Source organism: Yoonia sp. SWMV100, from assembly GCF_056108365.1.
In genome coordinates, this window is record NZ_JBWBAQ010000002.1 from 862,681 (window position 1) to 875,919 (window position 13,239).

At 56.1% G+C, this 13,239-nt stretch carries 15 protein-coding genes; 5 read left to right on the forward strand and 10 right to left on the reverse strand.

Annotated elements, in window-relative coordinates:
- Positions 1-32: 32 nt before the first annotated feature.
- The gene (locus ACXJGX_RS04390) at positions 33-251 is read right to left on the reverse strand and encodes a YdcH family protein (protein ID WP_474779198.1); all 219 of its coding nucleotides are present in this window, start codon (positions 249-251) and stop codon (positions 33-35) included.
- A 167-nt stretch (positions 252-418) separates the two neighbouring features.
- Here ACXJGX_RS04390 and ACXJGX_RS04395 point away from each other — a divergent pair, with 167 nt between their 5' ends.
- Together ACXJGX_RS04395 and ACXJGX_RS04400 are read left to right on the forward strand one after the other, a co-directional pair.
- On the forward strand, positions 419-832 hold the full coding sequence (locus ACXJGX_RS04395) for an Hsp20 family protein (RefSeq protein WP_474778997.1): 414 nt from the start codon (positions 419-421) through the stop codon (positions 830-832).
- A 3-nt stretch (positions 833-835) separates the two neighbouring features.
- On the forward strand, positions 836-1,060 hold the full coding sequence (locus ACXJGX_RS04400) for a DUF1150 family protein (RefSeq protein WP_474778999.1): 225 nt from the start codon (positions 836-838) through the stop codon (positions 1,058-1,060).
- A 59-nt stretch (positions 1,061-1,119) separates the two neighbouring features.
- Here ACXJGX_RS04400 and ACXJGX_RS04405 read toward each other — a convergent pair whose 3' ends face one another.
- Both ACXJGX_RS04405 and trxB read right to left on the reverse strand, forming a co-directional pair.
- Positions 1,120-2,829 (reverse strand): bifunctional sulfate adenylyltransferase/adenylylsulfate kinase, encoded by a 1,710-nt coding sequence (locus ACXJGX_RS04405; protein ID WP_474779001.1) that lies wholly within the window; start codon positions 2,827-2,829, stop codon positions 1,120-1,122.
- A gap of 285 nt (positions 2,830-3,114) precedes the next feature.
- Entirely contained in the window at positions 3,115-4,059 is a 945-nt protein-coding gene (gene trxB, locus ACXJGX_RS04410) for a thioredoxin-disulfide reductase (RefSeq protein WP_474779003.1), read from the reverse strand.
- 166 nt (positions 4,060-4,225) lie between these two features.
- Here trxB and ACXJGX_RS04415 point away from each other — a divergent pair, with 166 nt between their 5' ends.
- Positions 4,226-4,726, forward strand: a complete 501-nt coding sequence (locus ACXJGX_RS04415) for an Lrp/AsnC family transcriptional regulator (RefSeq protein ID WP_474779005.1) — start codon at positions 4,226-4,228, stop codon at positions 4,724-4,726.
- Between the two features lie 179 nt (positions 4,727-4,905).
- On the opposite strand, the gene ccoP is transcribed toward ACXJGX_RS04415, so the two are convergent.
- The 4 genes from ccoP to ccoN are packed head-to-tail and all read right to left on the reverse strand — an operon-like array spanning position 4,906 to position 8,368.
- Positions 4,906-5,775, reverse strand: a complete 870-nt coding sequence (gene ccoP / locus ACXJGX_RS04420; protein WP_474779006.1) for a cytochrome-c oxidase, cbb3-type subunit III — start codon at positions 5,773-5,775, stop codon at positions 4,906-4,908.
- Positions 5,772-5,996 (reverse strand): cbb3-type cytochrome c oxidase subunit 3, encoded by a 225-nt coding sequence (locus ACXJGX_RS04425; RefSeq protein WP_474779008.1) that lies wholly within the window; start codon positions 5,994-5,996, stop codon positions 5,772-5,774. Before ACXJGX_RS04425 ends, ccoP begins: the two co-directional genes overlap by 4 nt.
- A gap of 11 nt (positions 5,997-6,007) precedes the next feature.
- Positions 6,008-6,757, reverse strand: coding sequence for a cytochrome-c oxidase, cbb3-type subunit II (gene ccoO, locus ACXJGX_RS04430; protein ID WP_474779010.1), 750 nt, complete (start codon positions 6,755-6,757; stop codon positions 6,008-6,010).
- 12 nt (positions 6,758-6,769) lie between these two features.
- Positions 6,770-8,368: a cytochrome-c oxidase, cbb3-type subunit I gene (gene ccoN / locus ACXJGX_RS04435; RefSeq protein ID WP_474779012.1), complete on the reverse strand. Its 1,599-nt coding sequence runs from the start codon at positions 8,366-8,368 to the stop codon at positions 6,770-6,772.
- A 194-nt stretch (positions 8,369-8,562) separates the two neighbouring features.
- On the opposite strand from ccoN, the gene ACXJGX_RS04440 reads away from it, so the two are divergent.
- Positions 8,563-9,393, forward strand: coding sequence for a universal stress protein (locus ACXJGX_RS04440; protein WP_474779014.1), 831 nt, complete (start codon positions 8,563-8,565; stop codon positions 9,391-9,393).
- A gap of 214 nt (positions 9,394-9,607) precedes the next feature.
- Here ACXJGX_RS04440 and fnrL read toward each other — a convergent pair whose 3' ends face one another.
- A complete protein-coding gene (gene fnrL, locus ACXJGX_RS04445; protein ID WP_474779016.1) occupies positions 9,608-10,333 on the reverse strand; it encodes a transcriptional regulator FnrL in 726 nt (241 codons plus the stop codon).
- Positions 10,334-10,520: 187 nt separating this feature from the next.
- Here fnrL and map point away from each other — a divergent pair, with 187 nt between their 5' ends.
- Positions 10,521-11,270, forward strand: a complete 750-nt coding sequence (gene map, locus ACXJGX_RS04450) for a type I methionyl aminopeptidase (RefSeq protein WP_474779018.1) — start codon at positions 10,521-10,523, stop codon at positions 11,268-11,270.
- A gap of 73 nt (positions 11,271-11,343) precedes the next feature.
- On the opposite strand, the gene ACXJGX_RS04455 is transcribed toward map, so the two are convergent.
- The gene (locus ACXJGX_RS04455; protein ID WP_474779020.1) at positions 11,344-12,198 is read right to left on the reverse strand and encodes a fumarylacetoacetate hydrolase family protein; all 855 of its coding nucleotides are present in this window, start codon (positions 12,196-12,198) and stop codon (positions 11,344-11,346) included.
- A 63-nt stretch (positions 12,199-12,261) separates the two neighbouring features.
- Positions 12,262-13,203, reverse strand: a complete 942-nt coding sequence (locus ACXJGX_RS04460; RefSeq protein ID WP_474779021.1) for a substrate-binding domain-containing protein — start codon at positions 13,201-13,203, stop codon at positions 12,262-12,264.
- Between the last annotated feature and the right edge of the window lie 36 nt (positions 13,204-13,239).

Below are 13,239 nucleotides of genomic sequence, written 5' to 3' on the forward strand. Positions count from 1 at the left end.
TATAGCCAAGGCCGCGACAGCCGCAACGGCATCTAGGCAATAATATCGGGCAGGATGCGATCTTCGAGCGTGACAATCCGGTCTTTCAACTTCAGCTTTTGCCGTTTCAACCGTTGCAGCGTCAACATGTCGGGCGCGCCAAGCGCATGAAGCGCCGCGATTGCCGTATCCAGATCGCGGTGCTCTTGCTTTGCGACCGCCAATTCAACGCGCAGCACTTCAACTTGATCCATTTTCGCAGAAGAATTCATCACACCAGCATCCCGCTTTCGTTCGTTAACAATGGTATAGATACGGGGTTTAAACCAAACATCCTACTACTTCCTCTTGATCAATCCGTTTTCGAACCCCATATTTTCACAAAGGCCGCCGAAATCGGGGCCAAAACGCGACAGTCGCTTAGTGAAGGACATGTCATATGACAAAACTGGCTTTGGGGACCCATCCCTTTCTTTTGGGGTTTGAACAGCTGGAACAGCTGGTCGAACGCACCGCAAAAAGCGGGAACGACGGGTACCCGCCGTACAACATCGAACAGACCTCTGAAAACTCTTACCGGATCACTCTGGCCGTTGCCGGATTTGCGGAAAGCGACCTTGCTATTACGGTCGAAGATAATTCGTTGGTTATTCGCGGCCGCCAAAGTGACGACAGCGATGGGCGGATATTTCTGCACCGCGGGATCGCCGCGCGGCAGTTCCAGCGGTCTTTTGTGCTGGCGGACGGTGTTGATGTCGGCGAAGCTACAATCGAAAACGGTCTACTTCACGTCGATCTGACCCGTGCGATCCCCGATCGCGTTGTCCAGACAATCCACATCCGGAAAGGATAAAAGATGAACAGCAAATTTGATATCGAAGGCTTTGACCAAGGCATCGTTTATGTCAAACCGATCCTTGCTGCCGACCTTCCCGACGATATGCGGGACCAAGTCGGTGATCTTGAAACGCTATTTGCCGTGCACAACGCCCAAGGCGAACAGTTGGCGCTGGTTGCCAACCGCAAACTCGCATTTCATCTGGCGCGCGAAAACGACATGACGCCGGTCACAGTCCACTAATACAAAAAAGGTGCCAGCCCGTCCGGGCTAGCACCTTTTTTGAAGGTTGATCGCAGGGATTACCCTTTGATCAGCCCCATGCTTTCCAGTTTCAAAATCACCTGATGTGCGCAGTTGTCGACTTCGACATTCTCTGTGTCCAACCGCAGTTCGGGGTTTTCTGGAACATCGTAAGGGTCCGAGATCCCGGTGAATTCCTTGATCTTGCCTTCGCGCGCCAGCTTATACAGCCCTTTACGATCCCGGCGTTCGCATTCCTCGATCGTGGTCGCGACGTGCACTTCGATAAACGCACCAAACTGTTCGATATCTTCCCGCACGGCACGCCGCGTTGCTGCATACGGCGCAATCGGCGCACAAATCGCGATACCACCGTTTTTGGTAATCTCGGACGCAACATAGCCGATACGACGGATGTTCAGATCCCGGTGTTCCTTGCTAAAGCCCAGCTCGGACGACAGGTTTTTGCGCACAATATCGCCGTCCAACAGGGTGACGGGGCGTCCGCCCATTTCCATAAGTTTGACCATCAACGCGTTTGCAATGGTCGATTTTCCTGACCCGGAAAAACCTGTGAAGAAAACGGTGAAACCTTGGCTTGCCCGTGGTGGGCGCGTGCGGCGCAGTTCTTCGACGACGGTCGGAAAGCTGAACCATTCCGGAATTTCCAACCCTTCCGACAGACGGCGGCGCAATTCCGTGCCTGAAATATTCAGAATCGTCACATCATCCTTGTCCGCAATTTCGTCGGCTGGTTCGTATTGGGCGCGGTCTTGCACGTAAACCATGTGCTTAAAGTCGACCATTTCGATGCCCATCTCTTCTTGATGCTCGCGGAACAGGTCTTGGGCATCATACGGGCCATAAAAATCGGTGCCCTGCGAATTGTTGCCCGGGCCCGCGTGGTCGCGACCAACGATAAAGTGGGTGCAGCCGTGGTTTTTACGGATCAGCCCGTGCCAAACCGCCTCGCGGGGGCCGGCCATCCGCATGGCAAGGTTCAACAAGGACATCGTGGTGGTCGATGCAGGATATTGATCCAGAACCGCCTCGTAGCAACGCACGCGGGTAAAGTGGTCGATATCGCCCGGCTTCGTCAGGCCGACCACGGGGTGGATCAACAGGTTCGCCTGGGCTTCTTTTGCGGCCCGGAACGTCAGTTCCTGATGCGCGCGGTGCAGCGGGTTGCGGGTTTGGAACGCCACAACTTTGCGCCAGCCCAACTTGCGGAAATAGGCCCGCAATTCATTCGGCGTGTCCCGACGGGCGCGGAAATCATAGTGCACGGGCTGCTGAATACCGATGACTGGACCGCCCAGATAAACGCTGCCAGCCGTGTTATGCAGATAGTTCACCGCAGGGTGGGCGCTGTCATCTGCGCCAAAGACCTTTTCAGCCTCACGCGCTTTGTTCGGTACCCATTTGTCGGTGACGGTCATCGTCGCAAGAATCACGCCCTCTTGGTCACGCAGGGCGATGTCCTGACCAACTTCGACGGTCTCTGCAAATTTCTCGGATACATCAAGGTTGATCGGCATCGGCCACAGGCTGCCATCCGCCAAACGCATATTTTCAACAACGCCGTTATAATCAGCTTCGGTAAGGAACCCTTTGAGCGGATTGAACCCGCCATTCATCAGCAATTCAAGATCGCAAATCTGGCGCGGAGTCAGGTCGTGGCTGATCAGGTTGCCAGCTTCGACTTTCAACTTTTGCGCACTTTCGTACGACACATATAGCTCTGGGATCGGGGCCAAATCTTGGGACATGTTACTCTCTGACTATGTTTATCGGCGTTTGGGCGCGGCATAGACCCGCGACCCGTGCATTGTCTAGCACAACACAACAAAAAAGACAGCTATTCCCAGCTTGGTGGCGGGATTGGAACAATGCGGTGAAACCGCCCGCTTCACTGGACAATCCGTCTACATTGTCGTGTCGTCAGCGCCCTAGCGCGGGGTGGCCACCTGAAAGAAAACCCCTATGGGGTGCAATTTGTCCACCAGTGCCGGGGCATGGTGGACAAAATGATCAGGCAAGCAAGGCAATTGCCCTTAGCTGCCCTGCTCGGCCAAAAACCGTTCCGCGTCCAGCGCCGCCATACAGCCCATCCCGGCTGACGTCACTGCTTGCCGGTACACATGATCCGTCAAGTCACCCGCAGCAAACACACCGGGGATCGCGGTGCGGGTGCTGCCCGGCTCGACTTTGACATAGCCACCGTGGTGCAATTCCAACTGACCCTTCACCAGTTCAGACGCCGGCGCGTGACCGATGGCGATAAAGACACCCTTTGCCGGAATATCGGTGATCTCGCCTGTCTTGGTATGTTTCAGTTTGATACCTTCAACACCCAACGGGCTATCGGTGCCGTAGATTTCTTCGATTTCGTGAAACCACAGCGTTTCGATCTTGGGATTTTTGGCCAGGCGATCCTGAAGGATCTTTTCAGCGCGCAGTTCATCACGGCGATGCACAAGCGTAACCTTTGAAGCAAAGTTGGTCAAAAAAAGTGCTTCCTCTACGGCGGTGTTGCCGCCACCGACAACAACGATTTCCTGACCACGGTAAAAGAAACCATCACAGGTCGCACAGGCGCTGACCCCAAAACCTTTGAATTTGTCTTCGGTCGGCAGGCCCAGCCATTTGGCGCGGGCACCTGTACACAAGATCACGGCATCGGCGGTATAAACCGTGCCGCTGTCTGACTTTGCGGTAAACGGGCGGTTCTGCAAGTCAAGTTCGGTGATGATATCGCCAACAATCTCACATCCCATCGCGCGGGCGTGGGCCTCCATACGGACCATCAGATCAGGGCCTTGCACTTCGGTATCGCCGGGCCAGTTTTCCACTTCGGTTGTGGTGGTCAGCTGTCCGCCCGGTTCAATGCCTTGCACTAGGATCGGTTCCAGCATAGCACGCGCAGCATAAACGCCCGCGGTATACCCCGATGGGCCAGAGCCGATAATCAGAACTTTCGTATGGCGGGTCGTGGTCATGTCAGGCCTCATTCAAATGCTGTTGCTTTGATATAGCGACGCAAGCGATGGGTTAAAAGACCGCGTATATCTGGTATGCGATGTTCTTTTATTGCGGAACATTGAAACAATATTGCGTATTTTACGCAAAACGCGTAGTATTTGCAAAACTGAACGAGAGTAAAAGATGCCCGGAACGAAACTCGACGAAATTGACCGCATGATTCTGGCGGAACTTCAGGCCGACGGTCGGATGACGAACGTCGAACTGGCCAAACGCGTGGGTATTTCCGCCCCGCCCTGTCTGCGCCGTGTGCGGACGTTGGAAGAACAGGGATTCATTCTTGGCTATCATGCCGATGTGAACCCGCGCGAGCTGGGTTTTGAGGTGCAGGTTTTTGCGATGGTTGGGCTGGTCAGCCAAGCCGAAGTCGACCTGAGCGCGTTTGAAAACCGCTGCCGTGCTTGGCCACTGGTCCGCGAATGCCACATGCTCAATGGCGAGGTGGACTTCATTCTGAAATGCGTGGCCCCTGACCTGCGCACATTCCAACGCTTCCTGACCGAAGAATTGACCAGCGCGGAAAACGTGGCATCAGTCAAAACATCGCTGGTGATCCGCGGCGCCAAAGACGAACCCGGCGTGCCGTTCGACGTTCTCGAGGCGCGGCTGGCGCAGCAGGCTTAAGCGATCCAGAATGACGGCGGCCTAAATCAGAAGGCCCACGGAATAGACCCGTGCAGACGTCAACAAATCTGCATCAGGCGATACTTTTGTGCAGAAAAAGGGCACCCGCCTTCGCGGATGCCCTTTCCTTCACGTGGCGCGCGCCTTTGCGCGAACAGATGGCGCGACGCCTGTGATCCTTATTCGCCGCCGCCCAACTGGTGGACATAGGCCGTGACCGCCTGAATTTCGGCATCCGTCAGGCGCGATCCCCAATTTGGCATGACGCCAAAGCGGGCGTATCGCACGGTTTGCTCGATCGCGGCGGGATCGCCGCCGTACAACCAGATCGCGTCGGTCAGGTTCGGCGCACCCAGATCACGGTTGCCCGCACCATCATCGCCATGACAGGCGGCGCAGTTGTCCATGAACAGTGTCGCACCTTCTGTGGCCAACGCCGCATCGTGATCCTGGTTGGAAATCGCCCGCACATGGGCCACCACCGCGCGGATCTCGTCATGCGACAAAATCTCGTCAAAGGCTGTCATTTGCGAGTACCGCGCATCCCAGTCTTCTTCGTTGCGGATACCGTGCCGCACCGTGTAGCCGATGTTTTCGAAATCACCGCCCCACAGCCAGTCGTCATCCAACAGGTTGGGATACCCCTTGGCGCCAGCGGCCCCTGCCCCGTGACACTGCGCACAGTTATTGCGGAACACCGCCCCCCCGGCCGATGTGGCAAAGCGCATCAGGTCATCATTTTCGGACAGCGTGTTCAAATCCGCCGCAGCCAGTTGTGCTGAAATTTCAGCGTTGGCATCGTCAAACCGGGCAATGTCTTCGGCAACTTCGGCACGGGTCGAATAGCCCAATACGCCCGCCGTCGCACCCGAAATCATCGGCCACGCCGGATAGGCCACGGTATAGCCAATCGCCCAAATGATGCAAAGGTACAGCGTGTAAAGCCACCAGCGCGGCAATGGATTGTTCAGTTCCTTGATCCCGTCCCAACTGTGCCCCGTGGTGTCGGTGCCTGTGACGTCATCAATGTCTTTGTCATCGCTGCTCATGATTGCAGCTCCTTGATTTTAAGTGTCTTGCAAGCGCAGTCGGCACAGCCTTTGTCACAGGTGTCCAGCGCCTCGTTACGAAACGGAATATTGGCCGTGTCGGCGTGAACTGCCGCGCTGCCGGGGCGAAACGCCCAAGCAATGACGCCCAGAAAGAACAGCGTCATCGCGAGCAAAACCCAACTATCGGCCAATTCACGCAAGAATGAATAGGTGTCCATTTTCATACCTCCTAGCGGCTAGCGTCTGGGGTGAAGGTCGAAAAATCGACCGTTGTGCCCAGCATTTGCAGATACGCCACCAGCGCATCCATTTCAGACACACCCGGTGCCCCGTCAAAGTTCCGAATTTGCGCACCGGGATAGCGTTCCAACAGGGCATCGTAATCATCACTGTTGGGATCAATTTGCGCCAGAACATCGGTCGAAGCCGCTTCCAACATTTCTTCGGAATACGGAACGCCGACCAAAGCATGTGTTTCGACCACATCAGCCGCATAGTCAGCGTTGACCATTGCGTTCAGCAAATACCCGTAACCCGGCATCACGGATTCAGGGACAACCGATTGCGGATCGGTCAGGTGGTCAATGTGCCACGCATCCGAATACTTTCCGCCGACACGGGCCAGATCAGGCCCCGTGCGTTTGGACCCCCACTGGAACGGATGATCGTACATTGATTCAGCGGCCAGTGAATAGTGACCATAACGTTCGACCTCGTCGCGCATTGGACGGATCATCTGGCTGTGGCACACATAGCAGCCTTCGCGCACATAGATGTCGCGCCCTGCCAGCTCTAGCGGGGAATAGGGGCGCACGCCTTCGACCTTTTCAATGGTGTTTTCCAGATAAAACAGCGGGGCAATTTCGACGATCCCGCCGATGGACACGACAAGAAGTGACGCAACCAGCAACAAGGTCGGGCTGCGTTCCAGCACGGCGTGTTTGGCCAGGAAGCCTTTATTTTTATTCGTATCGGACATTTTTCCTGATCCTTATACTGTCGTCACGCCGACAAGGGCTTTTTGGCGTGCGCCACCCTTGATGGTCATGAACATGTTCCACACCATGATCAGCGCGCCGGACAGATACATCACCCCACCCAAACCACGGACCACATACATCGGGAACTTGGCACTGACGGTGTCAGCAAAGCTGTTCACGAGGTAGCCATTGGCGTCCACTTCACGCCACATCAGGCCTTCCATGATCCCGGTCACCCACATCGACGCAGCGTAAAGAATGATGCCGATCGTGGCCAACCAGAAATGCCAGCTGATAGCGGACAGCGAATGCATCTGCGCCCGGCCCCACAAGCGTGGTGTCAGGAAATACAGTGCCGAAAAGGTGATCATCCCGTTCCAGCCCAGCGCACCGGAATGCACGTGACCAATGGTCCAGTCGGTATAATGTGACAAACTGTTGACCGCACGGATCGACATCATCGGACCTTCAAAGGTGGACATACCGTAAAACGCCAGACTGATCACCATCATCCGCAAGATCGGATCGGTGCGCAGTTTGTCCCATGCACCCTGCAGGGTCATCAGTCCGTTGATCATCCCACCCCAGCTAGGCATCCACAAAATGATCGAGAACACCATGCCCAACGTCGACGCCCAGTCAGGCAACGCCGTGTAATGCAAATGGTGCGGGCCCGCCCAGATATAAAGAAAGATCAGCGCCCAAAAGTGAATGATCGACAGTTTGTAGCTATAGATCGGACGCCCGGCTTGCTTGGGCACAAAATAATACATCATGCCAAGGAAACCTGCGGTCAGGAAGAAGCCAACCGCATTGTGTCCATACCACCACTGGGTCATCGCATCCTGCACGCCCGCAAACAGTTGGACAGATTTGCTGCCCCAGATGCTGACCGGGATCGACAGGTTGTTGACGATATGCAGCATCGCGACGGTGATGATGAACGACAACAAGAACCAGTTGGCGACGTAAATATGTTTTTCTTTGCGTTGGAATATGGTGCCCAGATAGACGGCCAGAAACGCCACCCAGACAATGGTCAGCCAGATATCAACATACCATTCCGGTTCCGCGTATTCTTTGGATTGGGTTGCGCCCAACAGGTAACCCGTCGCGGCCAGCACGATGAACAGGTTATAGCCCCAAAACACAAACCATGCCAAACCGCCGCCCCACAACCGTGTGCCGCAAGTGCGCTGCACGATGTAAAACGACGACATGATCAGCGCGTTGCCACCAAAAGCAAAAATCACCGCACTGGTGTGCAATGGGCGTAGCCGGCCAAAGTTGCCATAGGGTTGCAGGAATTCAAAATTCAATGACGGGAACGCCAGTTGAAAGGCGATGATCACGCCAACCAGAAACCCGACGACACCCCACATCGCTGTGGCGATCACACCGGCACGGACAACATCGTCCATATAGCCGTCGGTTGCGACAGGCCTTACGCGTTCATCAATTTGGCGCAGCGTACGCAAGAATAAAAATGCAGCCACCATCATGATGATCACCGCGTGGACGACATACGCCACGTCCCGGCCCCAGTTGGCAGCAACAGCCGCGAACAGGGCAATCACCCCCATCGCGACCAGCTTAAAATAGTTCCCCATCAGAGAATCCCCTTCGTTTGCCCACCCCCAACAGGGTCAGCAGCTATTCATGGGTTCTTTTTGCGCATGGGGGCCTTACGCGTCTTTGATGTGGATCAACACAAACCGCGACCAACTGGGGCATATGACTTTTAAGGGGTGGTTTGCGCGAACAATCACCTCAGCGATGATATCGATCAAAAGGACGCCAAGACATGGGCTACAAGGTCATAGGAACAATTCTGACCCACAAAGATGATGTGGACGGACTGAATGCTGCAATCGCGCTTGCCACACGGATGGACGCGCATCTGGACATCTACGCCGTCACGATCAGCCATACGGAAACGACGGGCTATTATATGGGTGCCGAACCCATGCTTGTCGCAGAACAAACCCGCGAGGCGATCGCGGAGCGCGACGCGCTTGAAAAATTCATTCAGGCGGAAATGCAGGGCGAAACGGTGCGCTGGTCGCTGCAGGCGGCTACCGTGCAGGGGCCTGCTTTGTCTGGCTATCTTGCGCGCAACTTACGTTTTTGCGATCTCGTGGTTTTGCCACGCCCGTATCAAGACAACGCAGAAACCGCCGCCGTCGTCGAGGCCACGCTTTTTGGCGCCGACCGTCCGGTTCTGGTAATCCCGCAAGGCTGCGATGCCCCGTTACCCGACGGGCGCATCATTGTCGGCTGGAATGACGGCAACGAAGCGATGTCCGCGACGCGCGACGCACTGCCGTTCCTGACCGAGGCCACGCAAACCGATGTCTGCATCATCGATCCGCCCGTCCATGCGGCCGACCGATCAGACCCCGGAGGCACGATGGCGCAGTACTTAATGCGCCACGGGGCCAAGACTCAGGTTGACGTTTTGGCAAAAACAGAGCCAGATGTCGCAGGGATACTGTTGCGCCGTGCTCGGGAGGTCGGTGCGCAGATGATCGTGTCTGGGGCTTATGGCCATTCTCGGTTGCGCGAGGCCGTTTTTGGCGGTGCAACGCGCAGCTTGCTTGAGATGGCAGACCGGCCGATCCTGATGTCACGCTAATACCGCGTGACACCTGTAGGGTGGACGTGCCTGCGTTTTGGGAGGAATGCAGGACACGCCCACCCTTCACCATGAAAATGACAGCCCAGTCGACACATCGTCTTGTCATTGCCGGACCAATCGCCATGGTCTGGATGCAGCCATATCGTACATCTTGCATTTTGACTAAACCCTAGAGTGCAAAGAATGCAAGGTAATTCTTGCGGCCCGTGGGTCAGATCGGGCTGTCTTCGCCCGTCTCTGCCCACAGCGCATCGATATCGGGCACGGTGATTTCGCGGCGATCCGTAAAGGCGATCAACCCGTCACGTTTCAACGCAGACATCTGGCGGCTTACTGTTTCGATCGTGAGCCCCAGATAGTTGGCCATTGTCTCGCGGGTGATCGGCAACGTGAACGTCGTATTGGAATCGGTCTGTTTCGCCAACTTCGCCATCCGGGTCGCGATCATATAAAGCAGCGATGCGATCTTTTCGCGCGCCGTCTTTCGCCCTAACACCAACATCCATTCGCGTGCGGCATCCAGTTCATCCAGCGTCATTTCCAGCAGCCGCTGGCCGACATGTGGCGTATTAACAATCATTTCTTCAAACGGACGGCGGCGGAAACAGCATAGCACCACATCCGTCTCGGCCATGACATCGCATTCGATTGTTTCGCGGTTGGGGCGCCCCATGAAATCACCGGGTAACAACAGCCCCACCATCTGCACACGGCCATCGGGCATCGTTCGTGTCAGGCTGGACACCCCCGATACAATCGATGCCACAAATTCAAGCGAGTCACCTGAAAAGAAAATCGGCTGGCCAGCCGCAAACGACCGATAATATTTGATGCCTTCCAGCTCGCGCATTTCGTCTGGTTCGCATTTGGAGCAAACCGCGTTGTAGCGGATGGGACAATCTTCGCATGATTTTAACTTCGGGACAGATCGCTGCATCACCCATGATCCCCACGGTTTTGTTTTGTGCAACTATGGCGTAATGCTGTCTGATATTCCACCGCAAACGCAGCGTCGATACATTTCGCACGACGCAAGACGGTATTACCGCCTAAACTGCGGGACAGATCGGGCCGCCACTGTTAGGGTCGGTGGAACGCCTTGGCGCATTGTGGATAGAGACAGCATGACGATTACAAAAGAAGAACACCTTGATGGCCTAAAGGAAATCGGGCGCATCGTGGCCAATACGATGCACGCAATGGCAAAGGCGATGGAAACGGGCATGACCACACGTGATCTTGATGTGATTGGCCGCAGGCTTCTGGAGCGTGAAGGGGCCGTTTCTGCGCCCGAAGCGACCTATGATTTTCCGGGTGCAACCTGCATCAGCGTCAACGAAGAAATCGCGCACGGCATTCCCGGCGACAGGATCATTGCCGCTGGCGATTTGGTCAATATTGATGTCTCGGCCTCAAAAAACGGCTATTTCGCCGACACAGGTGCCACCTTTCGTTTGGGTGACGTTGCCCCGTCGCTGGACCAGCTATGCCTTGACGGGAAACGCGCCATGCACATCGGCATCGCACAGGTTGGCAGCAACAAACCTTTGGCGGGGATCGGGAATTCAATCGGGCATTTCGCATCAAAACGCGGCTACACGCTGATCCGCAACCTCGCGAGCCACGGCGTCGGCCACGCCCTGCACGAATATCCCGAGGAAATCGCGACATGGCCGACACGCAGTGACAGGCGACGGATAAACAAAGGTCTGGTGCTGACGGTCGAACCATTCTTGTCGCGCGGGGGCCAATGGGCGACGGATGGCGACGACGAATGGACCCTTTACGCCACGCCACCCGCCCCCGTGGTGCAGTATGAACACACCGTTGTCGCCACGGACCGCGGTGCTGTGATCGTCACACTGCCGTCCTGACGCCACTGTCCGGCACATCCCATAAAAAAAGCCCCCGACCAGAAACCTCTGGCGGGGGCTTTTGGGCAAGATATCAGGCCTTGCCAACCTTTTGCTGCTGCTCACCAAGACCCGCAATGCCAAGGCGCATCACTTCGCCACCTTTGAGATAGACAGGCGGCTTTTGCCCCATTCCGACACCCGGCGGCGTGCCTGTCGAAATGACATCACCCGGTTGCAGCGACATAAAGCGGCTGCAATAGGCGACCAAGAACGGCACTTTGTAAACCATCGTGGCAGTGCTGCCGTTTTGATAGCGTTTGCCATCAACCTCCAGCCACATCGCCAGATTGTCGTAGTCACCCACCTCGTCCGGCGTCACCAGCCATGGACCAGTCGGGCCAAAGGTGTCGCATCCTTTGCCTTTGTCCCATGTACCGGCGCGTTCGATCTGGTATTCGCGCTCTGACACGTCGTTGACCACACAGAACCCGGCGACGTGGTTCATCGCGTCGGCCTCGTCGATGTAGGATCCACCGGACCCGATCACGATGCCCAGCTCGACTTCCCAGTCTGTTTTGACGGACCCGCGCGGGATCAACACGTCATCATTTGGCCCCACAACCGCCGATGTCCATTTGTTAAAAATCACAGGTTCCGGCGGCACATCCAGCCCGCTTTCGGCGGCGTGATCCGCATAGTTCAAGCCGATGCAGATGAATTTGCCAATGCGGCCCACGCAGGCGCCCAGCCGCAAATCATCTTGTGGGGTGCCGGACACGACGGGCAAGGTGGCGATATCAACACCGCGCAGCTTGGCGATGCCATCCGCAGTCAGGGTATCGCCAGCGATGTCGGTTACAATTCCCGACAGATCGCGCACCTGTCCCTGATCATCCAACATACCCGGCTTTTCTTGGCCCGCAGGCCCGTAACGCAACAGTTTCATCTTTGCCCTTTCCGCAAATAAGTGACGGCCCGCAGACCTTAGCGGGCCGTCGGTCTAAAGCAATCAATCGTACAGGACGGCCTGAATTTCAGCGTCGTCGATATTGGACTGATCGTAGTAATAGAACCCCGTGTCGATAATCGCAGGCAGGTCTTCGCCACGCGTCGCGGCAACAGCCGCCTTAACGGTTTCATAACCGATCCCAACCGGGTTTTGCGTGATCGCGCCAGCCATCAAACCTTCGCGGATTGCATCGGTCTGTGCCTTGCCGGAATCGTAGCCAATAATGGTCACGCCAGTCGAGCCAAGCTCGCGCACCGCGTTCACAACACCGATAGCCGATCCTTCGTTCGTGCCGAACAAACCGACCAGATCAGGGTTGGCCACCAAAATGGCCTTGGCAACTTCGGTCGATTGCAGTTGGTCGCCTTGGCCGTACTGGACGCTGACAACGTCGATGTCGGGATAGGCGGCTGCCATTTGATCCAGGAACCCATCGCGACGGTCAATCCCTGTGCGGCTGGTTTGGTCATGGGCGACAACGGCCACTTTGCCCGCACCACCAATCAGTTCGGCCATCTTGTCGGCAGCCAATGCAGCGGCAGCACGGTTGTCGGTGGTCGCTGTGGTGACGGGGATATCGCTATCGACGCCACTGTCAAACGCAACAATCGGAATACCTGCTTCGTGCGCTTCACGCAGCAGCGGGATCGCCGCTTGGCTGTCCAGCGCGGCAAAGCCGATTGCAGCAGGGTTATTTGCCAAAGCCGCGGCCAGCATATCAATCTGGCGGTCAACCATGGTTTCATTGTCCGGCCCTTCAAAGGTGATCCGCACACCTTCTTCGGCAGCAGCTTTTTCAGCCCCGGCTTGCACAGCCTGCCAGAACTGGTGCTGGAACCCTTTCGATACCAGCGGGATGTACATTTCATCCTGCGCCATGGCCGGGGTGCCCAATAGCGCGGCGGCGCTTAGGGCGCCCATAACAGTACGGCGTGACAACATGTTTTTCTCCTCCACAGTTGTATTTGATCGTATCGT

Excerpts from the sequence above, each read along its gene's own strand:
- ACXJGX_RS04390 (WP_474779198.1), bottom strand. The coding sequence starts at position 251 with ATGAATTCTTCTGCGAAAATGGATCAAGTTGAAGTGCTGCGCGTTGAA.
- ACXJGX_RS04395 (WP_474778997.1), top strand. The coding sequence starts at position 419 with ATGACAAAACTGGCTTTGGGGACCCATCCCTTTCTTTTGGGGTTTGAA.
- ACXJGX_RS04400 (WP_474778999.1), top strand. The coding sequence starts at position 836 with ATGAACAGCAAATTTGATATCGAAGGCTTTGACCAAGGCATCGTTTAT.
- ACXJGX_RS04405 (WP_474779001.1), bottom strand. The coding sequence starts at position 2,829 with ATGTCCCAAGATTTGGCCCCGATCCCAGAGCTATATGTGTCGTACGAA.
- trxB (WP_474779003.1), bottom strand. The coding sequence starts at position 4,059 with ATGACCACGACCCGCCATACGAAAGTTCTGATTATCGGCTCTGGCCCA.
- ACXJGX_RS04415 (WP_474779005.1), top strand. The coding sequence starts at position 4,226 with ATGCCCGGAACGAAACTCGACGAAATTGACCGCATGATTCTGGCGGAA.
- ccoP (WP_474779006.1), bottom strand. The coding sequence starts at position 5,775 with ATGAGCAGCGATGACAAAGACATTGATGACGTCACAGGCACCGACACC.
- ACXJGX_RS04425 (WP_474779008.1), bottom strand. The coding sequence starts at position 5,996 with ATGGACACCTATTCATTCTTGCGTGAATTGGCCGATAGTTGGGTTTTG.
- ccoO (WP_474779010.1), bottom strand. The coding sequence starts at position 6,757 with ATGTCCGATACGAATAAAAATAAAGGCTTCCTGGCCAAACACGCCGTG.
- ccoN (WP_474779012.1), bottom strand. The coding sequence starts at position 8,368 with ATGGGGAACTATTTTAAGCTGGTCGCGATGGGGGTGATTGCCCTGTTC.
- ACXJGX_RS04440 (WP_474779014.1), top strand. The coding sequence starts at position 8,563 with ATGGGCTACAAGGTCATAGGAACAATTCTGACCCACAAAGATGATGTG.
- fnrL (WP_474779016.1), bottom strand. The coding sequence starts at position 10,333 with ATGCAGCGATCTGTCCCGAAGTTAAAATCATGCGAAGATTGTCCCATC.
- map (WP_474779018.1), top strand. The coding sequence starts at position 10,521 with ATGACGATTACAAAAGAAGAACACCTTGATGGCCTAAAGGAAATCGGG.
- ACXJGX_RS04455 (WP_474779020.1), bottom strand. The coding sequence starts at position 12,198 with ATGAAACTGTTGCGTTACGGGCCTGCGGGCCAAGAAAAGCCGGGTATG.
- ACXJGX_RS04460 (WP_474779021.1), bottom strand. The coding sequence starts at position 13,203 with ATGTTGTCACGCCGTACTGTTATGGGCGCCCTAAGCGCCGCCGCGCTA.